General features: G+C 69.5%; 20 protein-coding genes. 13 read left to right on the top strand and 7 right to left on the bottom strand.

The genetic code is table 11. The features are described from left to right. The first annotated feature begins 146 nt into the window (after positions 1–146). The 3 genes from pdhA to ACUYMY_RS16965 are packed head-to-tail and all read left to right on the top strand — an operon-like array spanning position 147 to position 3,934. Positions 147–1,385, top strand: coding sequence for a pyruvate dehydrogenase (acetyl-transferring) E1 component subunit alpha (gene pdhA / locus ACUYMY_RS16975; RefSeq protein ID WP_481704693.1), 1,239 nt, complete (start codon positions 147–149; stop codon positions 1,383–1,385). Beyond that, the gene (locus ACUYMY_RS16970) at positions 1,385–2,365 is read left to right on the top strand and encodes an alpha-ketoacid dehydrogenase subunit beta (protein WP_481704692.1); all 981 of its coding nucleotides are present in this window, start codon (positions 1,385–1,387) and stop codon (positions 2,363–2,365) included. The genes pdhA and ACUYMY_RS16970 overlap by 1 nt, the downstream gene beginning before the upstream one ends. A 9-nt stretch (positions 2,366–2,374) precedes the next feature. Further along, positions 2,375–3,934, top strand: a complete 1,560-nt coding sequence (locus tag ACUYMY_RS16965) for a dihydrolipoamide acetyltransferase family protein (protein WP_481704691.1) — start codon at positions 2,375–2,377, stop codon at positions 3,932–3,934. Between the two features lie 71 nt (positions 3,935–4,005). On the opposite strand, the gene ACUYMY_RS16960 is transcribed toward ACUYMY_RS16965, so the two are convergent. Beyond that, complete coding sequence (locus ACUYMY_RS16960; protein ID WP_481704690.1) at positions 4,006–4,578, bottom strand: HhH-GPD-type base excision DNA repair protein; 573 nt, start codon at positions 4,576–4,578, stop codon at positions 4,006–4,008. A 60-nt stretch (positions 4,579–4,638) separates the two neighbouring features. Further along, entirely contained in the window at positions 4,639–4,881 is a 243-nt protein-coding gene (locus ACUYMY_RS16955; RefSeq protein WP_481704689.1) for a hypothetical protein, read from the bottom strand. Between the two features lie 243 nt (positions 4,882–5,124). On the opposite strand from ACUYMY_RS16955, the gene ACUYMY_RS16950 reads away from it, so the two are divergent. Beyond that, complete coding sequence (locus tag ACUYMY_RS16950) at positions 5,125–5,856, top strand: phosphatase PAP2 family protein (RefSeq protein ID WP_481704688.1); 732 nt, start codon at positions 5,125–5,127, stop codon at positions 5,854–5,856. A gap of 85 nt (positions 5,857–5,941) precedes the next feature. Then, positions 5,942–6,226 carry a muconolactone Delta-isomerase gene (gene catC, locus ACUYMY_RS16945; protein ID WP_481704687.1) on the top strand — a complete coding sequence of 95 codons (285 nt, stop codon included), beginning with the start codon at positions 5,942–5,944 and terminating at the stop codon, positions 6,224–6,226. Positions 6,227–6,233: 7 nt separating this feature from the next. On the opposite strand, the gene ACUYMY_RS16940 is transcribed toward catC, so the two are convergent. The 5 genes from ACUYMY_RS16940 to ACUYMY_RS16920 form a co-directional block, all read right to left on the bottom strand. Beyond that, on the bottom strand, positions 6,234–11,333 hold the full coding sequence (locus tag ACUYMY_RS16940) for an NAD-glutamate dehydrogenase (RefSeq protein ID WP_481704686.1): 5,100 nt from the start codon (positions 11,331–11,333) through the stop codon (positions 6,234–6,236). Between the two features lie 102 nt (positions 11,334–11,435). After that, positions 11,436–12,296 carry a carbohydrate kinase family protein gene (locus tag ACUYMY_RS16935; RefSeq protein ID WP_481704685.1) on the bottom strand — a complete coding sequence of 287 codons (861 nt, stop codon included), beginning with the start codon at positions 12,294–12,296 and terminating at the stop codon, positions 11,436–11,438. A 91-nt stretch (positions 12,297–12,387) separates the two neighbouring features. Then, entirely contained in the window at positions 12,388–13,185 is a 798-nt protein-coding gene (locus ACUYMY_RS16930; protein ID WP_481704684.1) for an ATP-binding cassette domain-containing protein, read from the bottom strand. Continuing rightward, entirely contained in the window at positions 13,182–14,225 is a 1,044-nt protein-coding gene (locus tag ACUYMY_RS16925; protein ID WP_481704683.1) for an ABC transporter permease, read from the bottom strand. The genes ACUYMY_RS16930 and ACUYMY_RS16925 overlap by 4 nt, the downstream gene beginning before the upstream one ends. A 5-nt stretch (positions 14,226–14,230) precedes the next feature. Beyond that, positions 14,231–15,343: a substrate-binding domain-containing protein gene (locus tag ACUYMY_RS16920; protein WP_481704682.1), complete on the bottom strand. Its 1,113-nt coding sequence runs from the start codon at positions 15,341–15,343 to the stop codon at positions 14,231–14,233. Positions 15,344–15,462: 119 nt separating this feature from the next. Between ACUYMY_RS16920 and ACUYMY_RS16915 the strand changes: the two genes are divergently transcribed. From ACUYMY_RS16915 to ACUYMY_RS16880, 8 genes are all read left to right on the top strand, one after another. Next, positions 15,463–16,497, top strand: a complete 1,035-nt coding sequence (locus ACUYMY_RS16915) for a LacI family DNA-binding transcriptional regulator (RefSeq protein ID WP_481704681.1) — start codon at positions 15,463–15,465, stop codon at positions 16,495–16,497. A 251-nt stretch (positions 16,498–16,748) separates the two neighbouring features. Next, entirely contained in the window at positions 16,749–17,885 is a 1,137-nt protein-coding gene (gene solA, locus ACUYMY_RS16910) for an N-methyl-L-tryptophan oxidase (protein ID WP_481704680.1), read from the top strand. Between the two features lie 105 nt (positions 17,886–17,990). Further along, a complete protein-coding gene (locus ACUYMY_RS16905; RefSeq protein WP_481704679.1) occupies positions 17,991–19,064 on the top strand; it encodes an ABC transporter substrate-binding protein in 1,074 nt (357 codons plus the stop codon). A gap of 77 nt (positions 19,065–19,141) precedes the next feature. Then, positions 19,142–19,945, top strand: a complete 804-nt coding sequence (locus tag ACUYMY_RS16900) for an ABC transporter permease (protein ID WP_481704678.1) — start codon at positions 19,142–19,144, stop codon at positions 19,943–19,945. Beyond that, entirely contained in the window at positions 19,942–20,733 is a 792-nt protein-coding gene (locus ACUYMY_RS16895; protein WP_481704677.1) for an ABC transporter permease, read from the top strand. Before ACUYMY_RS16900 ends, ACUYMY_RS16895 begins: the two co-directional genes overlap by 4 nt. Beyond that, positions 20,730–21,851 (top strand): ABC transporter ATP-binding protein, encoded by a 1,122-nt coding sequence (locus ACUYMY_RS16890; protein WP_481704676.1) that lies wholly within the window; start codon positions 20,730–20,732, stop codon positions 21,849–21,851. Before ACUYMY_RS16895 ends, ACUYMY_RS16890 begins: the two co-directional genes overlap by 4 nt. 58 nt (positions 21,852–21,909) lie before the next feature. After that, positions 21,910–22,581 (top strand): haloacid dehalogenase type II, encoded by a 672-nt coding sequence (locus ACUYMY_RS16885; protein ID WP_481704675.1) that lies wholly within the window; start codon positions 21,910–21,912, stop codon positions 22,579–22,581. Between the two features lie 156 nt (positions 22,582–22,737). Further along, positions 22,738–23,415: a GntR family transcriptional regulator gene (locus tag ACUYMY_RS16880; protein WP_481704674.1), complete on the top strand. Its 678-nt coding sequence runs from the start codon at positions 22,738–22,740 to the stop codon at positions 23,413–23,415. The last annotated feature ends 58 nt before the right edge of the window (positions 23,416–23,473 follow it).

The raw sequence follows: 23,473 nt of genomic DNA, 5'->3' as shown, positions 1-23,473 counted from the left end.
GGCGGCCCTGCGCAACTGGGTAGAGTTGCTGCTTGGGCCGCCGCTATATTCCGCGAGGGGAATGCATTCCTCGGAGGGAATATACAAGGCGGAACCCCCTGCCCGGGGCCCCGGGCCGGTGACCCAACGGCAGGCGAGGAGGCGGTATGGGAGTCGAACTGCCCACTACCGAATTCAGCGACATCCCGGATGAGCTCTGGCTCGAACTCGAGGCACACGCCCACGACGCCGCGGAAGGCCATGCCGCCGTGGTCCGTCTTCTGGACGAGAAGGGCCGCTTCGCCGCGGGATCCAGGCTCGCCGACGCTGTCCGCGGCCTGAACCACGAGGACCTGCGCGGCATGTACCGCGACATGGCGATGATCCGGCGCTTCGACACCGAGGCCACGGCGCTGCAGCGCCAGGGCCAGCTGTCCCTCTGGGTGCCGCTGCGCGGGCAGGAGGCCGCCCAGATCGGGTCCGGCCGCGCCACCCAGCCCCAGGACTACCTCTTCCCGACCTACCGCGAGCACGGCGTCGCCCTGACCCGCGGCGTCGAGCTCGGCGAGCTCCTGCGGCTCTTCCGCGGGCTCTCGAACGGCGGCTGGGACCCCCGCGAGACCGGCTTCCACCTGTACACCCTCGTGCTCGCCGCCCAGGTGCCGCACGCCGTCGGCTACGCGATGGGCATCCAGCGCGATGCTGCCCGCGCAGAGGCACGCGGCGAGAACCCCGGCGAGCCCGGTGCCGTGGTCGCCTACTTCGGCGACGGCGCGAGCTCCGAGGGCGACGTGCACGAGTCCATGGTCTTCGCCGCGAGCTTCAAGGCCCCGGTCGTGTTCTTCTGCCAGAACAACCAGTGGGCCATCTCCGTGCCCGCCGAGGTCCAGTCCCGCATCCCGCTCTTCAACCGCGCGAAGGGCTACGGCTTCCCGGGCGTGCGCGTGGACGGCAATGACGTCCTGGCCGTCTATGCCGTGACGCAGTGGGCGCTCGCCCGGGCGCGGGCCGGCAAGGGGCCCGTGCTCATCGAGGCGTACACCTACCGCCAGGGCGCGCACACGACCGCCGACGATCCCACGAAGTACCGCCTCAGCGACGAGGAGCGGATGTGGCTCGAGCGGGACCCGGTCTCCCGGTTCGAGGCCTACCTCCGCGCTGAGGGGATCGCCGACGATGCGTTCTTCGCCGACGTCGCCGCGGAAGGGGACGCGCTGGCCGCGAAGGCCCGGGCGGACATCCTCTCCTTCGAGGCCCCGAGCCTCGAGGACGCCTTCGCGAACGTCTACGCCGAGCCCCACCCGCTCGTCGCGGAGGAGCTCGCCTGGCATCGCGAGTACGAGGCCGGATTCGCAGACACCGACAACGCAGTTGACACAGACCGCGTCCAGGAAGGTGGCCGCTGATGCCCACGATGACCATCGCGAAGGCCATCAACGCCGGCCTGCGGACCGCCCTCGCGGGCGACGAGTCCGTCCTGCTCATGGGCGAGGACATCGGCACCCTCGGCGGTGTGTACCGCGTGACCGAGGGGCTCAAGTCCGAGTTCGGCGGCGACCGGGTGATCGACAGCCCGCTCGCCGAATCCGGCATCATCGGCACGAGCATCGGCCTGTCCCTGCGCGGCTACCGCCCCGTCGCCGAGATCCAGTTCGACGGCTTCGTGTTCCCGGGCTTCAACCAGATCACCACGCAGCTCGCGAAGCTCCACGCCCGCAGCCGCGGCCAGCTCACGGTCCCGGTGACGATCCGCATCCCGTACGGCGGCGGCATCGGCTCGGTCGAGCACCACTCGGAGTCCCCCGAGGCGCTCTTCGCCCACACCGCGGGCCTGCGGATCATCACGCCGTCGAACGCGCACGACGCGTACTGGATGACCCAGCAGGCGATCGCGAGCGAGGACCCCGTGATCGTCTTCGAGCCCAAGCGCCGCTACTGGCTCAAGGGCGAGGTCGACACCGAGGACCCCGGCACGAGCGCCGACCCGTTCCGCGCGCACGTGCTGCGCCAGGGCACCGACGCCACCGTCGTGGCCTACGGCCCGCTCGTGCCCGTGGCGCTCGCCGCGGCCGAGGCCGCCGCCGAGGACGGGCGCACCGTCGAGGTGATCGACCTGCGCTCGATCTCGCCGATCGACTTCGACACCGTCATCGCCTCGGTCGAGAAGACCGGCAGGCTCGTCGTGGCCCACGAGGCCCCGACGTTCGGCGGGATCGGCGGCGAGATCGCCTCCCGCGTGTCCGAGCGGGCGTTCCTCTCGCTCGAGGCGCCGGTCATCCGCGTGGGCGGCTTCCACATGCCGTACCCGATCGCGAAGGTCGAGGAGCACTACCTCCCCGACATCGACCGCATCCTCGAAGCCCTCGACCGCGCCTTCTCGTACTAGGAGCACGACGTGACGAAGCAGATCTTCACCCTCCCGGACGTCGGCGAGGGGCTGACCGAGGCCGAGATCGTCTCCTGGAAGGTCAAGCCGGGGGACACGGTCGGGATCAACGACATCATCTGCGAGATCGAGACCGCGAAGAGCCTCGTCGAGCTGCCCAGCCCGTACGCCGGCACGGTCCTCGACCTCCTGGCCCCCGAGCACCAGACCATCGAGGTCGGCTCGCCGATCATCGCGATCGGGGAGGGCGACGTGGGGGAGCGCGACGCCGGTGCCTCCGACGGAGGCTCCGCGGGCGGCGCTGTCCCTCCCAAGGATGCCCACCGAACCCCGGAGGCCGCCGCTGCCTCCAGCGCCTCGGTGGTTGCCTCGCCTTCCGCTGGGGCTGGGACGCTGGACTCGCCGGTTCCCGTCATGCAGGAGCCCGGGATCGAGAGCGGCCCACTCGTCGGATCCGGGCCCAAGGCCGACGCCGCCAAGCGCCGCCCGCGGAAGGCGACGCCGTCGTCGGCACGGCAGGTCCCGCCCCCCGTCCCGGCCCGGGAGCCCGAGGCCGTGTGGTCCCCGCTCAACAAGCCCGCGGCCCCTGTCGCGACCCCGGCTGCTGCCGCCCCGAGCCAGACCGCCGCGGAGGTGGGCGAACAGCGCGAGGCGCCGAACGCCGTCGTCGGCCTGCTTTCCCGCGTCCTGGCGAAGCCGCCCGTGCGGCGGATCGCCAAGGAGCTCGGGATCAACCTCGAGGACGTGCCCGCCACCGGCGCCCGCGGCGAGGTGACCAGGGCGGACCTCGAGTCGTACCAGGCCCAGCGCGAGCGCGAGCAGGACGCCGCCCCGACGTTCTGGGAGCCAGCGAAGAAGGCCCAGGAGCAGCGCGTCGAGGTCATTCCGGTGCGCGGCGTGCGCAAGGCCACGGCCAAGGCCATGGTCGACTCGGCCTTCTCGGCGCCGCACGTGAGCATCTTCGTGGACGTCGACGCCTCGCGGACCATGGAGTTCGTCCAGCGGCTCAAAAAGTCCCGGGACTTCGAGGGGATCAAGGTCTCCCCGCTGCTCATCCTCGCGAAGGCCGTCATCTGGGCCGCCGCGCGGAACCCGAGCGTCAACTCGCAGTGGGTCTCGGCGCCGGGTGGGGACGAGATCCACGTCAAGCACTTCATGAACCTCGGCATCGCGGCAGCGACCCCGCGAGGCCTGCTCGTCCCGAACATCAAGGACGCGCAGGACCTCTCGCTCAAGGAGCTCGCGATCGCGCTCAACGAGCTCGCAACCACCGCGCGGGCGGGCAAGACCAAGCCCGCGGACATGCAGGACGGCACACTCACGATCACGAACATCGGCGCGCTCGGCATCGACATCGGCACGCCGATCATCAACCCGGGCGAGGTCGCCATCGTCGCGTTCGGCACGATCAAGCAGAAGCCGTGGGTCGTCTCGGGCGAGGTCATCCCGCGCTGGATCACGACCCTCGGCGGCTCGTTCGACCACCGCGTGGTCGACGGCGACCTGTCCGCGCGCTTCATGGCGGACGTCGCAGCGATCATGGAGGAGCCCGCGCTCCTGCTCGACTGACGCTGCTTGGTCACGGCTGCTCCGTCACCGCCGTCTGAGGCATCAGGACGACGGTGACGGGGCAGCCGATGTCACTTCTTGGCGGCGCGCTTGGCGGCCTGCTTCGTGGCGCGCACCTCGAGGAGCGAGGCGGCATCGACGATGTCCGCGACCGAGCGCTTGCAGCCCTCCTCGCCGTAGGGGCCCGCCACCTCGCGCCAGCCGGCGCCGTCGAAGCCGCCCTGCTTCCCCAGCAGGGCCAGGAAGATGCGGGCCTTCTGGTCTCCGAAGCCGGGAAGCGCCTGCAGCCGGCGGAGCACCTCGGCGCCGTCGGGATCGCCCTGGCGCCAGATCGCCCCGGCGTCGCCGTCCCACTCGTCCGCCACGATGGTGGCGAGCTGCTGGACCCGCTTGGACATGGAGCCGGGGAACCGGTGGACCGCCGGCCTCTCGGCGAAGGCGGCCTGGAACTGGTCCGGGTCCATCGTCGCGATCTGGGAGGGCTCAAGCGTGCCGAGCCGCTCGCGGAGCTTCTCCGGCCCCGCGAAGGCGGTCTCCATGGGCACCTGCTGGTCCAGGAGCATGCCGGTCAGGAGGGCGAAGTCGTCCTCGGAGAGGAGCCGGTCTGCGGCGTCGTCGCCGGTGAGGTGAAGGTCACGCGTCATGCCTCTACCTTCCCACGGGAGCTGGCTTCCCGGGCCACCGGGCGAGGGCTGCCACGGGTGTCACCCCGGTTCGTCGTCGCCGACCACGGGCGCCAGGAGGGCGACCACGTCTGAGCACAGCTCGGCTGAGACGGTATCTCCGATCTCCTCGTAGACATGCAGGCTCCTGCGGGCGTCGTCGAGGGCGAACAGCCATTGGCCCCTCGCCGTGAGGGCGACGGCGTTGTCCGCGCCGGCGTCGATCGTCGCCCAAGTGCGTGCCTGCATGGCGACAGTGATCTCGTCCGTGTCGTTTCCGTCCATGCATTCCCCCTCTGGGGACCAGTGTTCCCCCTCGAGCGGCGTTCGGCTGGGGGTTGATGTCTGCAGGGTGTCGTGTACGAACCTCCCCAGTCTTGAGAGTCGTGACGGTTACGGCAGGCGGGTGGGCGCAGCCGTCGCGCGGGTTGAAGGGTAAAGCTGGGGAGCGTCGGCGGCCAATGGTGGGGAGGTTCGTACGGTGAGGCGGGAGCGGCCGGATGGCATGGCGCCTGCCAGACTGGGACCGTGCGAGCCCCTCAGGATCCCAGCGGCGCCGGACGCGACGGCGTCGGGCGCGACGGGCGTGAGCCGGACGGATTCGATCCCGACGGATTCGATCCCGACGGGTTCGATCCGGCCGGCCCCGCGCCCGCCCCGCCGCCCGCGCGGACGGTGCGGACCGCCGTCGCCCGTGTGGTCAGCGAGGTGTTCCAGCCGCCCTTCACCGTCGGCGCCATGCTCCTCGTGAGCCCGGCGGCCGGCCGCGGCTGGCCCGGGACATGGTGGTACGGCGCGGTCGCGGCGCTGTTCACGTGCATTCTGCCGTTCCTGATCCTGCTCGTGCTCGTGCGGACCGGTCGCGTCGGGGACCACCACGTGAGCGAGCGCTCCGAGCGCGCACCCGTGCTCGTGATGTCTCTGGCCTGCATTGCGGCCGGCCTCGCGCTCCTGACTGCGCTCGACGCCCCCGCCCCGGTGCTCACGATGACTCTCGCACTCATCGCGGGCGTGGCGATCCTGGCCCTCGTGAGCCTGCGGTGGAAGATCAGCGGCCACGCCACGTCGGCCTCCGCCGCGGCCGCGTCCGTCCTCGTCCTCCTCGGCCTCCAGTGGTGGCCGGTCCTCCTCCTGGTGCCGCTCGTCGGCTGGGCCAGGGTCACGCTCGGGGCGCACACGATCGGAGAGGTCCTCGCGGGCATGGCCCTCGGGCCCCTCGTCATCGCCGGCCTGTGGCGCCTGCTGATGACGGCGGCATGAGGCGGAGGTCGACCGCCGGTAGGCTCGCCCGCTACCGTCAGGACTGACGGCCCCAGCGCCGCCCACCCAGCCTGAGGAGGCACCGATGCTCTTCCTGGTCCGCATGGACGTCCACCTGCCGCCGGAGATGCCCGCCGCCCAGGCGGACCTCATCAGGCACCGCGAGAAGGCCTACTCGCAGAAGATCCAGCGCGACGGGCGCTGGGTGCACCTCTGGCGGATCGTGGGCGAGGACGCGAACTGCTCGGTCTTCGACGTCGCGAGCCACGAGGAGCTGCACGGGATCCTCTCGGGGCTGCCGTCGTTCCCGTACATGAAGATCTCGGTGACGCCGCTCGCGCAGCATCCGTCCGCGATCGCCGAGGAGTAGCGTCCCGTCAGGCCCGCAGGAGCGTCCGCACGAGCTTGATCGCGACGGAGATCGACTCGATGTCCACGCGCCCCTCGCGCATGACCTCGTCGAACGTCTCCCGGATCCGTCGGAGCTGCTCGGAGTAGCCGGCCTCCCAAGCGGCGATCCGCTCCTGGGCGCTCGCCGCGCGGCCGCTCCCTCCGCCGTCTCTCGCTCCGCCTGCCGGTGGAGTCGACTGGAGCACGCGCGTGGTCATGTCCGCCACGGCCGAGTAGACGTCGTCGCGCAGCGCCGCGCGGGCGAGGGCCTCCCAGTGGCTCTCGCGGGGGAGGTCCGTGATCCGCAGGAGCAGGCTCGCCGCGCCGATCCAGGAGAACACCGCATAGTAGACGTCGGCGATCGTGGGGATCGGCTCGTCGACCACCTCGGAGATCGTCGAGATGTCCAGGAGCCCGAAGCTCTCGAGCGAGTCGGAGGCCCGCGTGGCCATGGGGTCGGGCAGCCCCACCTCCCGCCAGTGCGCGAGCCGCCCCTGCACCCGCTCGAGGTCCGTCCCGCGCAGGTAGTCCGACGTGTGCTCGCGCAGGAGCAGGAGGGTCGGGGCGATGCGCGCGTACGCCTGCTCGACCGGCTGGTCCCGGTGGTCGTGGGCCACGTACCAGCGCACGCCGCGGTCCAGGAGCCGGCGCAGGTGGACGGCCGCGGCGCTCGAGTGCTCGCGGGGGAACCCGGGCGGGAGGGCCGCGAGGGCGGCGTCGAGCTCGCCGAGGCCGTAGGCATCGCGGACGACGACGAACGCCCTCGCCATCGCGGCCGCCGTCGCCGTCGTCTCCTCCCGGACCCGGAAGGCGAACGTGATCCCGCCGAGGTTGATGATCTCGTTGGCCAGGACGGTCGCGATGATCTCGCGGCGCAGCGGGTGGCTGGGCAGCTCGTCGGCGAAGCGTTCCGCGAGCCGCGCGGGGAAGTACGCGGCGAGGACGCGGTCGAACCACGGGTCGTCGGCGAGCTCGCTCGCGGCCAGCTCGCCCGCGAGCTCGATCTTGGCGTAGGCCGCGAGGATCGCGAGCTCGGGCGAGGTGAGCCCCTGCCCGCCGCGCAGCCTGGCGTGCAGCGCGTCGTCGTCCGGCAGGCCCTCGAGCCGCCGGTCGAGGCCCGCCGTCGCGCCGAGCCAGTCCATGGTGCGCTCGAAGCTCTGGCTCCACTGCTTCACGAGGGCCCTGTCGTTCAGGAGCAGGACGTTCTGCCGGGCGTTGGTCTTTAGGACCAAGCGCGAGACCTCGTCCGTGAGCGAGTGCAGGAACGGGGCCCGCTCCTCGGCGCCGAGCCGGCCCGCGGCGATCATCCGGTCGGTGAAGACCTTGATGTTGACCTCGTGGTCGGAGCAGTCCACGCCGGCGGAGTTGTCGATTGCGTCCGAGTTCAGGAGCACCCCGTTCAGCGCGGCCTCGATGCGCGCGAGCGGCGTGAGGCCGAGGTTGCCGCCCTCGGCGACGACCCGCGCGCGCAGCTCGCCGGCGTCGATGCGGATCGCGTCGTTGGCCTTGTCACCGACCTCGAGGTGCGTCTCCAAGGACGCCTTGACGTAGGTGCCGATCCCGCCGTTGTAGAGCAGGTCGACGGGCGCCCGCAGGATCGCCTGGATGAGCTCGGGCGGGGTGATGGTCGCGGCCGAGTCCGGCAGGCCGAGCACCGCGCGCGCCTGCGGGCTCAGCTCGATGGACTTGGCCCGGCGCGAGAACACGCCGCCGCCGGCGCTGAGGAGGGAGGCGCTGTAGTCCTCCCAGGACGAGCGCGGCAGCCCGAAGAGCCGGCGGCGCTCGCGGTGCGAGACGAGCGGGTCCGGGGACGGGTCGATGAAGATGTTCCGGTGGTCGAACGCGGCCACGAGCCGGAGGTGCTCGGAGAGGAGCATGCCGTTGCCGAAGACGTCCCCGCTCATGTCCCCGATCCCGACGACGGTGACCTCCTCGCGCTGGACGTCGACGCCGAGCTCGGCGAAGTGGCTCTTGACCGACTCCCAGACGCCGCGCGCCGTGATCCCCATGGCCTTGTGGTCGTAGCCGACGGAGCCGCCGGAGGCGAACGCGTCACCGAGCCAGAAGCCGTACTCGGCCGCGATCGCGTTGGCCGTGTCCGAGAAGGACGCGGTGCCCTTGTCCGCCGCGACGACGAGGTAGGCGTCGTCGCCGTCGTGCAGCACGACGCGCTCGGGCGGCACGGCCCGCGCGAGCGGCACGGCGAGCCTGGGCTGCCCGGGGGGATCGTGCTGCGCGACGTCGTCCTGCACGAGGTTGTCCGTGACGTCGAGGAGCCCGCGGATGAACGTGCGGTAGGCCTCCATGCCCTCCTCGAGCCAGCCGGCGCGGTCCGCCGCAGGGTCCGGGAGGCGCTTGGGGTAGAACGCGCCCTTCGCGCCGGTCGGCACGATGACGGCGTTCTTGACCGCCTGCGCCCGCACGAGGCCGAGGACCTCCGTGCGGAAGTCCTCGCGCCGGTCGGACCAGCGCAGCCCGCCGCGCGCCACCGGGCCGAAGCGCAGGTGCACGGCCTCGACCCGCGGCGAGTAGACCCAGATCTCGTAGGCCGGGCGCGGCGATGGCGCGAAGGGCAGCGCGGCCGGGTTGAGCTTGAGGCTCAGGTGGCCCTTGGACTGGTAGTAGTTCGTGCGCAGGGTCGCCTCGACGAGCGCGGCGTCCATGCGCAGGAGCCGGTCGGCGTCGAGGGAGGGGACGGCGTCGACCGCGGCGGACAGACGACGGCGGGCGGCGGCGATGCGGTGCTGCCGCCCGGCGTCGTGGGCGGCGTGGGGCTCGCCACTGGCGCCCTCCAGGTCTGGGTCGAAGCGCGCCTCGAAGAGCCCGAGCAGGGCCTGGGTCGCCTCGGGGTTCTCGAGGAGGGCGTCGGCCATGAAGCCGTAGGAGGTCGTGGTGCCGAGCTGCTGGAGGTACTTCGCGTAGGCGCGCAGGATCGTCACGCGGCGCCAGTCGAGCCCCTCGCGCAGCACGAGGGCGTCGAAGCGGTCCGACTCGGTGTCCCCGCGCAGGGCCGCCCGCAGGGAGTCGACGAGGAGCCCGCTCGTCGCGAGCGGATCCACGTTGGCGGGGTAGCGCATGCCGAGGTCGTAGAGGTAGAGCTCGCGGACGCCGGGGCCGGGCGCGCCGGCGGGGGAGTAGCGGACCACGGCGTACGGCCGCTGGTCGAGGACCTCGAGGCCGAGGTGGTGGAAGAAGGGCAGGATCTGGGTCAGGCTGCGGGGCGTCGTGAGGTAGAGGCGGACGCGGGCGATCTCGCCGCGCCAGGGCGCGAGCTCGGAGCCGACGTAGACCTTGAGGAACGTCTTCTCCGCCTCGTCCCCGCCGTCGTCCAGCCCGAGCGACTCGAAGCGGGCGATGTCCCGGATCGCGTCCTCGGCGTCATAGTCCGCCCGGTAGCTCGCCGGGAAGGCCGCCGACCACTGGCGCGACAGTCGGGCTGCCTCCCGGGGCGGGTACGCCTCGCGCAGCGCCTCGGCGATGCCCTCCTCCCAGGTCCGGGTCGCGGCCACGACCTGCTTCTCGACGGCCTCGGCGTCGAACCCCGGGGGCGGGCCGCCGGGCGGGAGGAGGATCCGGAAGAAGGCCCGGACCATGGCGGCCTCGGCCACGCGGACGTCGAACTCGATGTCCTCGGCCTCGAAGGCGCGCCGCAGCACGGCCTCGACCCGGAGCCGCACGGCGGTGCTGTACCGCTGGCGCGGCAGGAACAGGACGGCGGACATGAAGCGGCTCCGCGCGTCGAGCCGGAGGAAAAGGCGGGTGTGCCGGCGGGCCTGGAGGTGCTGGACCTGGCCCGCGAGCCGGCTCAGCTCGGCGGTGTCCATCTCGAACAGCTCGTCGTGCGGGAGCTCCTCGAGGCCCCGCAGCGTCTCGCCCCAGGCCGGCGTCCCAGGCCGCGAGCCGACCTCGGCGAGGACCTGCGCGACCTTCTCGCGCAGCACGGGGATGCCGAGCACGGACACGTCCGAGGAGGTCTGGGCGAAGAACCCGACGAACCGGTGCTCCCTGACCAAGGCCCCCAGGGGCCCGGCGGCGTCGAGGACGCGGACGCTGATCTCGTCGAGGTAGGACGAGCGCAGCACCGTGGAGCGGATGTCCGACTTGTAGACCGAGAGCACGCGCGCGCCTGGCGCGACCGAGCGCAGGGTCGGCTCGCCGTGCACCTGCCGCAGCAGGCCCCGGCCCGAGCGGCCCCGCGGCACGAGCGGCACGCCGCCGGTGGCGGGATCGGCGGAGCCGCGGGCCTCGAGCGTGCGGGAGCCGAGGAAGATGAAGTTGCCGGCGGCGAGCCAGCGCAGCATCTCGAGCGCCTCGCGGGCGCCCGACGGCGGCGTCCCCGACGGCGGGGCGCCCGCTGGCGGCGGCGCGGCCCCCACTCGCGGCACAGCCCCGTGCATCGCGGCGACCTGCTCGGCGGCGAGGGTGACGTCCCGCTGGATCGCGGCGCTGTCCTTCGCGACAGTCAGGACGTCCGCCACGACCTGGCGGAGGCGGCGCCGGAGCCGTGCGGCGCTCTCCGCGCTCGCGAGCCGGCCGATCTCCGCCGCGATCCACTGCTCGGTGACCACCCCGCCGTCGTGCGCGCCCCCGCCCGCCCCGGGCCCGACATCGTCGCCCTCCGGACCGGCCCCGGGCTCGGCGACGGCCGCGGCCGGCTGCAGGCCCGGGTACGCCGAGGCGAGGCCCTCCCGGGCCGCGCCGGGCCGCAGGCGCAGCAGCGCGTGGGAGCCGGGGGCGCGCTCGACGTCGAAGGTCGGGTGGAGGAGGAGGCGCATGACGGCGTCCTGCCGCGCGAGCTCCGCCGTGACGGACTGCAGGAGGTACGGGACGTCCTCGGCGGCGATGGCCACGATCGTCGACTCGGCCTCGTTGCGGACCTCGACGACGGCGTGCCCTGGCGCGCGGATCCGCGCGGCCGAGCGGTGCTCGTCGGCCCAGCGGGCGAGGGTGTCGGAGCTGTAGGCGAGGAGGTCGTCGGCCGCGACGTGGCCATAGTAGTCGGCGAGGAACCGATCCTCGGTCCCGCGGAGATCCTCGACGGGCCCGGCCGTCCCGGAGCGGCCCGCCGGCGCCGCGTCCTTCGCCATGCCACACGCCTCCACGCGCGGGGCCGGCACACGCTGGGCAGCCCATGCACGGCCTCGCGCCTCCCTCCATGATGGGCCGCTCGGTGGGGTGCGTCCAGCGAATCAGGCGCGGTCTCCGAGCGCCGGGTGCAGATGCTCGCTCCCGATCGCGATCCCGGCCTGGGCCGCGGCTGCCTTGAGGGCCTCGGAGACTGACGCGCCTTTGAGGGCCGCGGCCGCAAGGCCGGCCATGAACGCGTCTCCCGCGCCGTTCGTGTCCACGACATGGGCGGGAACCGCGGCGATCTCATGCCGCGTCCCATCCGCTTCGAGCGCGATCGCCCCGTCCGCCCCGCGCGTGCACACCGCGAGGCGAGGCCCCCGCGCGATGCAGGAGTGCAGGAGCTCCCAGGGGTCGTCTGTCTTGTCGTCATTCATGAACACGGCCGCGGCAGCGCGCAGGAAGGGCTCATGGAAGGCCGCGGTCCCGTCGTAGTCATGGAGGTCCACCCACAGCGGCGTCTGCCTCACCTCCTCGCGCTCCAGCAGGAGCGCGCCCAGCTCGCTCAGGTCGATCACGGCCAGATCCGACCCCGCCACGACCGCCGTGGCGGCGTCAAGGTCATGCGCGGCTGGCGTGGACGGCACCGAGACGTAGATCGACACGCGGCCGCCGTCCTCTGTCATGAGGTTGACGTGGCGCTCGGTGTGCTCAGATTCCAGTGCCTCGACGGTGACCCCCACGGCGGTGAGGGCGCGGCGGATCCGCGCCCCGTCGTCGTCCGCTCCCAGAGGCGAGCACAGGCGCACGCCCATGCCGAGATCCGCAAGGTGCACCGCCTTTCCCGCGGAGGTGCCCCCGACCGTCTGCCACGACCGCCGCGCGAACTGCATGTGCGGGACGGGCTCCGGGAGGTGGTCCAGGAGGATGAGCTGGTTCCATGAGGCGGGGCCGCAGACGGCGACGGTCGGAGCATGGGGCATGCCGATATCCAAGCACGCTCACCGGCAGACGAAGCGTCCCGCCGCCCTCCTCGCGGGGCCGGCGGGACGCCGTCGTGCTTCTCGGCCGCGCTCAGGCGGTCGCCGCGCCCGTCATGATCGCGACCGCGTCGGTCATCGAGTGGCTCTCCGGCGTGATGACGGCGGCCCGCTTGCCGAGGCGCTGGACGTGGATCCGGTCCGCGACGTCGAACACGTGCGGCATGTTGTGGCTGATGAGGATCACCGGCAGGCCACGGTCGCGCAGGTCCCGCACGAGCTGGAGCACCTGGTTCGACTCCCGCACCCCGAGCGCCGCCGTCGGCTCGTCGAGCACGACGACGCGCGAGCCGAACGCTGCGGCGCGGGCCACCGCGACGGCCTGGCGCTGGCCGCCCGAGAGGTTCTCCACCGGGACGGTCACGTCCTGCAGGGTCGAGATGCCGAGGCTGCGCAGCTCCGCCCGGGCGCGCTCGCGCATGCCCTTGCGGTCCAGGACTCGGAACACCGACCCGAGCGGGCCCTTCAGGCGCTCCTCGCGCCCGAGGTACAGGTTCTCCGCGACGTCGAGCGCGGGGGAGACGGCGAGGTTCTGGTACACCGTCTCGATCCCGTGCTGGCGCGCGTCCTGCGGGCGGCGGAAGCTCATCTTCTCGCCGCCGAGCCAGATCTCCCCGCGGTCCGGCACCTCGGCGCCCGTGAGGCACTTGATGAGCGTGGACTTGCCGGCGCCGTTGTCCCCGATGACGGCGAGGACCTCGCCGGGGTAGAGCTCGAGGTCGGCGCCGTCCAGGCCCACGACCTTGCCGAAGGTCTTCACGAGGCCCTTGGCCTGGAGGATGGGCGTGCGGGACGCGGAGGCGGTTGTGGCCTCGGGTGCGGGGGCTGTCATGACTTCACCTTCCGGATCCACTGGTCCACCGAGACAGCCACCACGATGAGGATGCCGACGGCGAGGGTCTGGTAGAGCACGTCGAGGCCGGCGAGGGCCAGGCCGTTGCGGAACACGCCCACGATGAGCGCGCCGAGGAGCGAGCCCCAGATCGAGCCGCGCCCGCCGAAGAGGCTCGTGCCGCCGATGACGACGGCGGTGATCGAGTCGAGGTTGAGCTCGGCGCCGGCGTTGGGGCTCGCCGCGTTGGTGCGGCCGATGATGATCCACGCCGCGACGGCGAGGATCGCCCCGGCGGCGAGGTAGACGCTCATGAGCACGCGGTTGACCCGGATGCCCGCGAGCCGCGCGGCCTCCTTGTCGTCGCCGACGGCGTAGACGTGCCGGCCCCAGGCCGTCTTGCCGAGCAGGAACCACACGGCCGCGTAGAGCAGGAGCATCGCGACGACGCCGAAGCTCACCCCGACGGTGCCGATCTTGAACGTCCCGCCGAGCCACGGCAGGAGGTCCGGCATCGCGCTGCCGCGCACCGTCGCGCCGCCCGAGTAGAGCAGGGTCAGGGCCAGGAAGATGTTGAGCGTGCCGAGGGTGACGATGAACGGCGGCAGCTTGAGCCGGGTCACGAGGAACCCGTTCGCCGCCCCCGCGAGGAGGCCGACGGCGAGCCCGGCGAGCAGCGCCACGGGGCCCGGCAGCCCGCCGTCGACCGCCGCCTTGGCGATGACCACCGAGGTGAGCACCATGACGGCGCCGACCGAGAGGTCGATGCCCGCGGTGAGGATGATGAGCGTCTGGGCGATCGCGAGCGTGCCGACGACGGCGACCTGCTGGGTGATGAGCGAGAGGTTCTCGGGGCGCAGGAAGCGGTCATTGAGGAGCCCGAAGACGACGATGGCGACGACGAGCACGATCGCCGGGCTCAGGGCGGGGTAGCGGTGGAGGAGGTCGCGGATGGCCGCGAGCGGGTGGCGGCGGTGGGCGAACTCCTCGCCCAGGTCGACGTGGCTCCCGGGGGGAGCGGAGACGGTCTGCTGGGCCATGCGGCTCACTTCCCCCAGCAGATCTGCGAGGCGGCGGCGGTGTCGATGCTCTCGACGCCGGCGGCCGGGGTGTCGGTCACGAGCTTCACCCCCGTGTCGTAGAAGTCGAGGCCCGACGAGGTGGTCGGCTTGGTGCCGCTCTTGGCGTAGTCCACGATGGCCTGGACGCCCAGCTCGGCCATCTTCACCGGGTACTGCTGGGCCGTCGCGCCGATGACGGCGGCCTTGACGTTCGCCACGCCGGCGCACCCGCCGTCGACCGAGACGATCAAGACACCCTTCTCCTTGCCCGCGGCCTTGAGCGCCTCGTAGGCGCCGGCCGCGGCCGGCTCGTTGATCGTGTAGACGACGTTGATGTCCGGGTTCTGCGACAGGAGCGTCTCCATGGCGGTGCGGCCGCCGTCCTCGGCGCCCTCCGAGGCCTCGTTGCCGACGATCGTGTACTCGCCGCCCTTGCCGCCCTTGTAGGTGCCGGTCTTCGCCTCGTCGCCATTCTTCGTCTTGTCCGCGACGTCGATGCCGAGGCCCGTGAGGAAGCCCTGGTCGCGGTTGTAGTCCACCGAGACGACCTTGTCGTCGAAGAGGTCGACGAGCGCGATGACGGCCTTCTTGCCGTCGAGCTGGGCCGCGGTCCACTCGCCGATGGCCTTGCCCGCGGCGAAGTTGTCGGTCGCGAAGGTGATGTCGACGGCGCTCGCGGGCTCCGGTGGCGTGTCGAGGGCGATGGTGAAGAGGCCGGCGTCGCGCGCCTTCTGGAGGGCGTCGACGACAGCGGGCCCGTTCGGGGTGATGAGGATGCCCTTGTCGCCCTTGGAGATGGCGTTCTCGATGGCCTGGATCTGGGTGTCCTCGTCGCCGTCGGCCTTGCCCGCGGCGAGCGTGAGGTCGATGCCGCCGGCCTGCGCGGCCTTCTGCGCGCCCTCCTGCATCGAGACGAAGAACGGGTTGGTGGTGGTTTTGACGATGAGCGAGACGCCGACCTCCTTGGACCCTCCACCGCCCGAGGAGGAGCTGGAGGACCCGCCGCACGCGCTGAGGGCCATCACGGCCGAGACGGAGAGCGCTGCCGCTGCGAGCCAGCGCTGGTGGGGCCGGGTGGAGCTCGGGAAATGCTGCATTGAATCTCCTGACGAGGATGGGCCGTTGGCCTGACAACGTTGTCAAGATAGTGTTGTAGTGCAGATCACACAGGTGGGTCAAGGAATCTCGACGGCGAGAAGGAACAAAAGTGACAACGATGTCTAATCGTTACACCGGGTCGAAACCCGGGCGGCCCACGATGAAGCACGTGGCCGCGCTGGCGGGAGTGGGCATCAAGACGGTCTCCCGCGTGATGAACAACGAGCCCGGCGTGGCCGAGGCGACGCGCGCCCAAGTGCTGCGGGCCGCGGAGCAGCTCAGGTACCAGCTCGACGTGAACGCGGGGAACCTGCGCCGCTCCGACCGGCGCACGCGGACGCTCGGGCTCGTGCTGCCCTCGGTGGCGAACCAGTTCAGCGGCGAGATTCACCGCGCGGTCGAGGACGCCATGGCACCGCGGGGCATCGCGGTCTTCGCCTCGAGCGTGGACGACGACCCCGAGCGCGAGCAGCCGGTCGTGGCCGCGCTCCTGCAGCGGCGCGTCGACGGGCTCATCGTGACCCCCGCGGCCCCGGAGCAGTCCTACCTCATCTCGGAGCTCGAGCACGAACTGCCCGTCGTCTTCGTCGACCGCGAGCCCGTGGGCCTCGCCGCGGACTGCGTCACCTCGGACAACCGTGAGGGCGCGGCGGCGGCCGCTGCCCACCTGATCGCGCACGGGCACCGGCGCATCGCCTACCTCGGCGATCTCAGCACGATCCAGACCGCGCGCGAGCGGCGCCGCGGCTTCACCGAGGAGGCGGCGCGCGCCGGCATCACCGGGCAGACCCTCACGGTCGAGGAGCTCCACGACCCGCGCGCAGCGCAGGAGGCGGCCACCCGGCTGCTCACGGGCTCCGAGCCGCCCACGGCCATCTTCGCCGCGCAGATCCTCGTGACCCTCGGGGTGCTGCGGGCGCTCAAAGAGCTCGGCCTCCAGCACCGCGTGGCCCTTGTGGGCTTCGACGACTTCGAGCTCGCCGACCTGCTCGACCCAGGCGTGACGGTCGTGGCCCAGCACCCGGAGCAGATCGGTCGGCTTGCGGCCGAGCGGGTCCTCGCCCGCCTCGACGGCCAGCGGTCCCGCCCCGAGCGGATCGTCGTGCCCTCCACCCTCATCCCGCGCGGCTCCGGAGAGATCCTGCCGGCCTGACCCACCCGAACTCCTCGAGGGGGCTTCCGGGCGGCGCCCCCGCCAGCTGCGCCTGCGCCTGGCAGCTCATGCCCCGCCCCCGAGCCCCCAGGCCCCTGCGCCCGCCACGGCGCAGGGGCGTCAGCATGCCCACGATAAGTCGAATATAAAAGTGAAAACTGTTGACACTTTATTTTGAGCAGGGCTAGTGTGATGGCAGGCACACGGCGTTGTGATGCGCCGCATGGATCGACCTGACGAGGAGTGGCGCAATGGCGCGGATGAAAGTGGCCGTGGTCGGAGTTGGCACGATGGGTGCTCAAGTCCTGTGGCAGTTGGCCAAGCGCGGCGTCGACGTGACCGGGTTCGAAACGTACGCCCCGGGCCACTCCCGCGGGGCCGCCGGCGGGGAGAATAGGCTATTCCGCAATATTGAGCTGGAAGAGCCCGGCTATAGCCCGGTCGTCGCGCGGGCGGATCGCATCTGGGACGAGCTCCAAGACGAATCCGGCCGAGAGCTGCGAACCCTGACGGGAACCCTCGTGATGGGATCACCGCTGCATGAGCAGATGCAGACAGCGCTGCGCAGTGCCGAGGAAACGGGCATTGACTATGAAGTCTTGGAAGCGGATGCCTTGGCCTCCCGTTTCCCGCAGTACCGGGTCGACGACGGCGACCTGGCAATCCTGGATGTCAAGAGCGGCTTCGTCCGTCCCGAGCTCACGGTGTCGACCGCCGCCAGGCTCGCCCAGGCGCGCGGCGCCAGCCTCATCACTGACACCACAGTGACCTCGGTCAGCGGAACGCCTAGCGGGGCAGTCGTGACGACGGCCCAGGGCGAGCACCATTTCGACCGTGTCGTTGTGAGCGCAGGCGGATGGACGGCGAAACTCCTGCCGGACTTCCGCGGAATCGTCGAGACTAGGAGGCTGATCTCCAGTTGGCATTTTGCGCTTGAACCCAACTATGTGCCCGGGATCCTTCCTTTCATCCGGACAGAGCCGACATATTGCTATGGAATTCCCACCGCGGACTATACGGCGATGAAAATCGGCCTCGGCTATTCGTCCCACCTTGAAGTGGATGACCCCGACGAGGTGGAGCGGGTCGTGCGTCCCGATGAAATGGCGCCTTTTCAGGAGACCATCTCCCGCTACCTTCCGGGCCTTGATCCCCACCCGATGCGCACCGAGACCTACCTCGAAACCTACACAGACTCGCGCCGAGAATGGATCGGCGCCCATCCCGGGACGGACAACATCATCGTCCTCACGGGTTTCTCCGGCCATGGCTTCAAGATGTGCCCGGCGATCGGCGAAATCGGAGCCAGCCTGGTCCTCGGCGAACCCTCGCCTGTGGACCTTGGCTTCCTCCAGAAGTTCCATGCGGAAGGACCGGTTCTTACCTGAGCTGCCGGCCTCCCCATCATGAGTCCGCGCAATGACGCGCGTCCCACAAACCCACCGCACCCAGACGATTTGAGGTGACGAACCATCATGACCAGTCACGGGTCCATGTCCCGGATCCCCCCACCCCTAGAACGCAACCTCAGCCGCCGCAGCCTGCTCAAGGCTGCTGGGCTGGCAGGTGTGAGCGCCCTCGCGCTCTCGGGATGCGCCGCACTCGGAACCCAGCGCGAGAACGCCGTTGTTTTCGTGTCCGACGGCGGCGAGTACCAAGCCGCGCAGCGAAAGGCGTGGCTCACGCCCTTCCAGCAGCAGAATCCTCGGCTTCGGCTGGTGGAAGACGTACCCAAGAACTACGCGAAGCTGAAGGCCATGGTCACCAGCGGCAATGTTCAGTGGGACCTGATGACAGCCACCGGCGACTTCGGGTACGGCAGCGACCGGGCGGTCCTGGAGGCCTGGGCCGGCCTGGATCTCCCCACAGGCCAGCTGCTTCCGCAGTACGTCCACGAGTGCGTGGTCGGGCACACGATCTTCTCCAACGTCATGGCCTACCGCACGGACCGCTTCAAGGGTGCAGGCCCACAGAGTTGGGCCGACTTCTTCGATCTCGACAAGTTCCCCGGAAAGCGGGCGTTGCGGAACTCATCCAGCGGGTCCGTTCTGGAAATCGCCCTGATCGCCGACGGCGTGGCGCCTCAGGATCTCTACCCGCTCGACTTCAAGCGGGCCTTCGCGAAACTCGACACCATCCGCCACCAGACGATCTTCTGGACCACCGGGGCCCAGTCCGCCCAGCTGCTGGCGGATGGGGAAGTGTCCATGGCCCAAGTGTGGAACGGGCGCGTGTACAACCTGCAGAAATCCGGCGCCCCGATCGCCATCCAGTGGAACCAGCATTTCATCCAGGCAGACACCCTGGTGGTTCCGCGGGGCGCAAATGCCGAGTACGCCGCGAAGCTGGCCGCATACATGCTCGCCGCTGAGAACAACGCCAAACTCTCCCAGTACATCCCCTACGGCCCCACGAATCAGGAGTCCCTGGCGCTCGTGGACAAGAACATGAAGGAGCACCTTCCGACGAGCTATCTCGACATCGGAATCAATCCCAACAATGAATGGCTCAATGCCAACCGTGGGGATGTCAGTTCGCGGTGGCAGAAGTGGGTGACCTCGGCATGATCCAAGAAGTGGCTCCACCGGCACAATCCTCCCCAGCGCCGTCCAGACGGTCTCCGGCTCGGTCGCCATGGGGTGCCATGATCTGGCCGGGACTGGCGTTCATGGCACTGCTCTTCATCCTCCCGTTCGTGCAGACGGCCGTACGCGCGCTCACGGACCCGGGCCCGCAGAATTTCGCCATCTTCGTCACCGATCCGGTCTATTCGAGGTCTCTGGTCACGACGTTCGTCACGGCGTTCTTCGTAGCGACGGTTGCGCTCCTCATCGCCTACCCCTACGCCTACATCATGTATGCCGCCCCGAAGGCGATGGCGGCCGTGTTGATGGTCCTCGTCCTGCTGCCGTTCTTCACCAGCCTGCTGGTCCGGACCTATGCCTGGACTGTGTGGCTGCAGGAGACGGGAATCATCAACTCGGCACTGCTGAACATGGGACTCATCCACGAACCCCTGCAGCTGATGCGCAACACCTTGGGGGTCACCATCGGTATGACGCATTCGCTCCTGCCGTTCCTGGTCTTCCCGATCTACTCCTCCATGCTGCGGATCCCGCCGGATCTGGTCCCGGCGGCCCGGACACTGGGAGCAACACCCTCCACCGCCTTCCGGACCGTGTTCTTGCCGCTGACCTTGCCCGGCGTGCTCTCAGGATTCCTGATCGTGTTCGTCATGTCTTTGGGCTACTACGTGACACCGGCGCTTCTGGGATCCCCCAAGGACTCGATGCTCTCCGAACTCGTGGTCAATCAGGTAGAGCAGCAGATCCAATTCGGCACGGGCAGTGCCATCGGCATTGTCCTGCTCGTGCTGACCCTCGTGATTCTCTTCGTGGGGACCAGGGCCGTGAGCTTCAAGGACATCGTCACGGGAGGCCGTCCATGACCAAGAACATCCCCTGGGGGCTGAAAGCCTTTGGGGTGGTCGTCGGCATCCTGCTGATCATGCCCACCCTGGTCGTCATCCCCATGTCGTTCTCCTCGAGCGCCCTGCTCAAATTCCCGCCCGAGGGCTTCAGCCTGCATTGGTACGAGGTGTTCTTCACCGATCCGCTCTGGAGCTCCGCGGCGCTGCGCAGCCTTGAGGTGGCATCTCTTACCGTGGTGTGCTCGGTCATCCTGGGCCTGGGAACGGCCCTGGCCATGATCCGAGGTCGCTTCCGCGGCAAGTCCCCGATCCAGGTGCTCATCCTCAGCCCCATCATCATGCCCATCGTGGTGCTGGCCGTCGGACTGTACTTCGTCTACAGCGACTGGAAGATCCTCGGCTCCGTCGGCGGACTGGTCCTCGCCCACACAGTGATCGCCTATCCGCTGGTCTACCTCTCGCTGTCCACAGCGCTCAAAGGCCTGGACAGCCGACTGGAGGATGCATCGGCCAGTCTTGGCGCTTCGAAGGCGTACACCTTCCGGCACATCACCTTGCCTCTGATCGCGCCTGGCCTGCTCACGGGAGCCTTGTTCGCCTTCATCATGAGCTGGGATGAGCTGATCCTCTCCATCTTCCTCACCGGCCCCACCATCAAAACCCTCCCGGTGGTCATGTGGGACCAGGTGCAGACCGAACTGTCCCCAACACTGGCCGTTGCCGCGACCATCGTCATGCTCGTCACCATCGTCCTGATCATGTGCGCACTACTGATCGGCACGCGCAGGAAGGCCCTGAAACCATGACCCAGACACAGCTCACACATCCCGTTGCCATGACCGCCACTGGCGGGGAGCTGCGCATCTCCCACGTGCGGAAGTCCTACGGGAACAGCCGCGGGGTTGAATCAGTCTCCATCGACGTCAGGCCCGGCGAATTCCTGACCATGCTCGGACCCTCTGGGTCGGGGAAGACCACCACGCTGAATCTTGTGGCGGGATTCCTCGATCCGGACGAGGGGTCCATTGCCCTCGACGGCAAGGAACTCTCCGGCGTCCCGCCGCACCGGCGGGGAATCGGCATGGTCTTCCAGCAGTACGCCCTGTTCCCGCACATGACGATCGAGGAGAACGTCGGCTACCCGCTGAGGGTGAGGAAGATTCCCCGCGCCGAGCGGGAAAGCCTTGTGGCGGGCGCGTTGGAGCTGGTGCAGCTCACGCCCTACGCCAAGCGCAAGCCGTCTGAACTCTCGGGCGGCCAGCAGCAGCGCGTGGCCCTGGCTCGTGCCTTCGTCTTCAAGCCCCGGCTCCTGCTCATGGACGAGCCCCTCGGCGCCCTCGACAAGAAGCTCCGGGGAGCCATGCAGGTCGAAATCACACGAATCTGCCGCGAGCTCGGTGCGACGGTCGTCTACGTCACTCACGACCAGGAGGAGGCTCTGGCCATGAGCGACCGGATCGCGATCTACAACGACGGACGGATCGAACAGCTGGGCACGGCCGAAGACCTCTATGAGCGCCCTGCGTCCCTTTTCGTCGCGGACTTCGTTGGCGAGTCCACCGTCATCAAAGGCAGCTACGGGAAGGGGGCGTTGGCCCACGAAGGCCATCGCCTCTCTACCCAGGGCGCCTATGGCTCGGTCGCCGAGGATTCCGCGGCCGCCGTCGTCATCCGCCCAGAAGACCTGACGGTCGTACCCGCATCCCAATCGGTCGGGCTCCCGGAATCCCTCAACACGCTTGAGGCAACAGTCACCGAGTGCGTCTACCTCGGGCAAGCGCGGAAATGCCTGCTCGCAACTGCCTCAGGCTTGGTGATCAACGCGAGAGTGCCTCTGCACGCCTCTAGGGACCACTTCCATCCCGGGGACCGCGCCATCGTCGCGTGGGACCCGGCCAACTCGGTGCTCCTTCCCGCCGCGTAGCCCGGCCACAAAACCCTGTTCCCTACCCATTCCCCATCGAATACGAAAGAAAGCAAGCATGACTACCAAACCCGTTGTCACCTTCGACTGCTACCGAACCCTGGTTGACTTCGACCTCAACCGGGCCACCCTGCCGATCATCAAAGACCGCCTGGACATGGTCGGCGTCGACCACGAGGAATTCCTGGACAACCTGCGCGTCATGCGCTTCCAGGGCGTGGCGAACCCGTACCAGCGCTACACCGACATCGTGAAGCAGACCCTCGAGACGTGCATGCTCCTGCACGGAGTGCCCTTCAAGGACGAAGACCACGAGCAGCTCATGGAGGAGGCGAAGAAGTTCCCCGCGTTCCCGGAGGTTCCCGAGGCCCTCGAGCGGTTGAAGGCCGGTGGCTACGAGATTGCGATCATCACCAACAGCGACAACGATCTGATTCCGTACCACGTGGCGAATATCGGGGTGGAATTCGACTATGTCGTGACGGCCGAGCAGGCCGGCGCCTACAAGCCGCGGGATCGCGCGTTCGAGTACCTCTTCAGCGTGCTGCCCCAGGAACTGGACCAGATCACCCACGCCGCCCAGGGCTGGGAGTACGACATCATGCCGACCAAGAAGTACGGCATTCGGCGGGTCTGGATCAACCGCTACAACCGCAAGGGCAGCGACTTCTACCAGCCGTATGACGAGCTGCCGGACCTGTCCGGACTGCCCGCCCTGCTCGGCGTCTGAACGCAGGGCAGGCGCCCCGGACCTCCGTCTGGCTCACCAGATGGAGGTCCGGGGTGGCCTATCCTGAGGGACCACCTCGACTGCGGGGCCCGCGTAGCCGTGTCGGGGTCCTCCATGGATCACCGGCATACTGGAGAGCGAAAGGGGAGAACGCCCATGAGTCTCGTCAACGGTCCTGTCACGTTTCAGCGGAAAGTGACCGCCGACCTTATTGCCGAGTATTTGCGCGACCGGATCCTCGATGGGACGTTCCCGCCATCAACGAGCATCAATGAGGTCCAGTTGGCCGCTCAACTGGACATCAGCCGCGGTCCGGTCCGTGAGGCGGTTCAGCGGCTGGTCCAGGAAGGGCTGCTCGTCAGTACGCGCAACCGTGGTACATCGGTGGTGGAGCTCGGGCCAGAGGATATCGAGGACGTCTATGCGGCCCGCAATGCCATCGAGCGGGAAGCGGGGCGGCTCGTGCTCCGACGTGACACGACCGAGCTGACCGCGAAGCTTGATGCCGTTCTGGATCGCATGTTCCAGGCCTTGGAGAACGACAAATGGCATGACGTTGCCACGGCGGACTTGAAATTCCACCAGACAATCGTGCAGGCGACCGGCAGCTCACGGCTGGAGAGAATGTTCTCGACGCTCGCCGCTGAAACACTTCTCTGCGTGCGGCAGTTCCAGCACGTTTTTGAGCGCAAGGAAACCATTCTGGAACAGCACAGGCGTCTTCGCGATTTCATCGCAGCCCGCGACGAGGATGGCTATCTCGCCGAAATTGAATGGCACCTCAAGAATTCGATTGTGACACTGGAAGCCGCTCGTAAACAGCGCGACTCCTGATCCGACTCGTTGAGGGGTCACTTCCCACCCCTTGAGTGGCCACCCAACGGAAGCGGAC

This window comes from Sinomonas sp. T428B, from assembly GCF_056780155.1.
The sequence above is the reverse complement of the archived record's forward strand: the minus strand, read 5'-3'. Positions and strand labels throughout refer to the sequence as shown.

Excerpts from the sequence above, each read along its gene's own strand:
- pdhA (WP_481704693.1), top strand. The coding sequence starts at position 147 with ATGGGAGTCGAACTGCCCACTACCGAATTCAGCGACATCCCGGATGAG.
- ACUYMY_RS16970 (WP_481704692.1), top strand. The coding sequence starts at position 1,385 with ATGCCCACGATGACCATCGCGAAGGCCATCAACGCCGGCCTGCGGACC.
- ACUYMY_RS16960 (WP_481704690.1), bottom strand. The coding sequence starts at position 4,578 with ATGACGCGTGACCTTCACCTCACCGGCGACGACGCCGCAGACCGGCTC.
- ACUYMY_RS16955 (WP_481704689.1), bottom strand. The coding sequence starts at position 4,881 with ATGGACGGAAACGACACGGACGAGATCACTGTCGCCATGCAGGCACGC.
- catC (WP_481704687.1), top strand. The coding sequence starts at position 5,942 with ATGCTCTTCCTGGTCCGCATGGACGTCCACCTGCCGCCGGAGATGCCC.
- ACUYMY_RS16940 (WP_481704686.1), bottom strand. The coding sequence starts at position 11,333 with ATGGCGAAGGACGCGGCGCCGGCGGGCCGCTCCGGGACGGCCGGGCCC.
- ACUYMY_RS16935 (WP_481704685.1), bottom strand. The coding sequence starts at position 12,296 with ATGCCCCATGCTCCGACCGTCGCCGTCTGCGGCCCCGCCTCATGGAAC.
- ACUYMY_RS16930 (WP_481704684.1), bottom strand. The coding sequence starts at position 13,185 with ATGACAGCCCCCGCACCCGAGGCCACAACCGCCTCCGCGTCCCGCACG.
- ACUYMY_RS16925 (WP_481704683.1), bottom strand. The coding sequence starts at position 14,225 with ATGGCCCAGCAGACCGTCTCCGCTCCCCCCGGGAGCCACGTCGACCTG.
- ACUYMY_RS16920 (WP_481704682.1), bottom strand. The coding sequence starts at position 15,343 with ATGCAGCATTTCCCGAGCTCCACCCGGCCCCACCAGCGCTGGCTCGCA.
- ACUYMY_RS16915 (WP_481704681.1), top strand. The coding sequence starts at position 15,463 with ATGTCTAATCGTTACACCGGGTCGAAACCCGGGCGGCCCACGATGAAG.
- solA (WP_481704680.1), top strand. The coding sequence starts at position 16,749 with ATGGCGCGGATGAAAGTGGCCGTGGTCGGAGTTGGCACGATGGGTGCT.
- ACUYMY_RS16905 (WP_481704679.1), top strand. The coding sequence starts at position 17,991 with ATGTCCCGGATCCCCCCACCCCTAGAACGCAACCTCAGCCGCCGCAGC.
- ACUYMY_RS16900 (WP_481704678.1), top strand. The coding sequence starts at position 19,142 with ATGATCTGGCCGGGACTGGCGTTCATGGCACTGCTCTTCATCCTCCCG.
- ACUYMY_RS16895 (WP_481704677.1), top strand. The coding sequence starts at position 19,942 with ATGACCAAGAACATCCCCTGGGGGCTGAAAGCCTTTGGGGTGGTCGTC.
- ACUYMY_RS16890 (WP_481704676.1), top strand. The coding sequence starts at position 20,730 with ATGACCCAGACACAGCTCACACATCCCGTTGCCATGACCGCCACTGGC.
- ACUYMY_RS16885 (WP_481704675.1), top strand. The coding sequence starts at position 21,910 with ATGACTACCAAACCCGTTGTCACCTTCGACTGCTACCGAACCCTGGTT.
- ACUYMY_RS16880 (WP_481704674.1), top strand. The coding sequence starts at position 22,738 with ATGAGTCTCGTCAACGGTCCTGTCACGTTTCAGCGGAAAGTGACCGCC.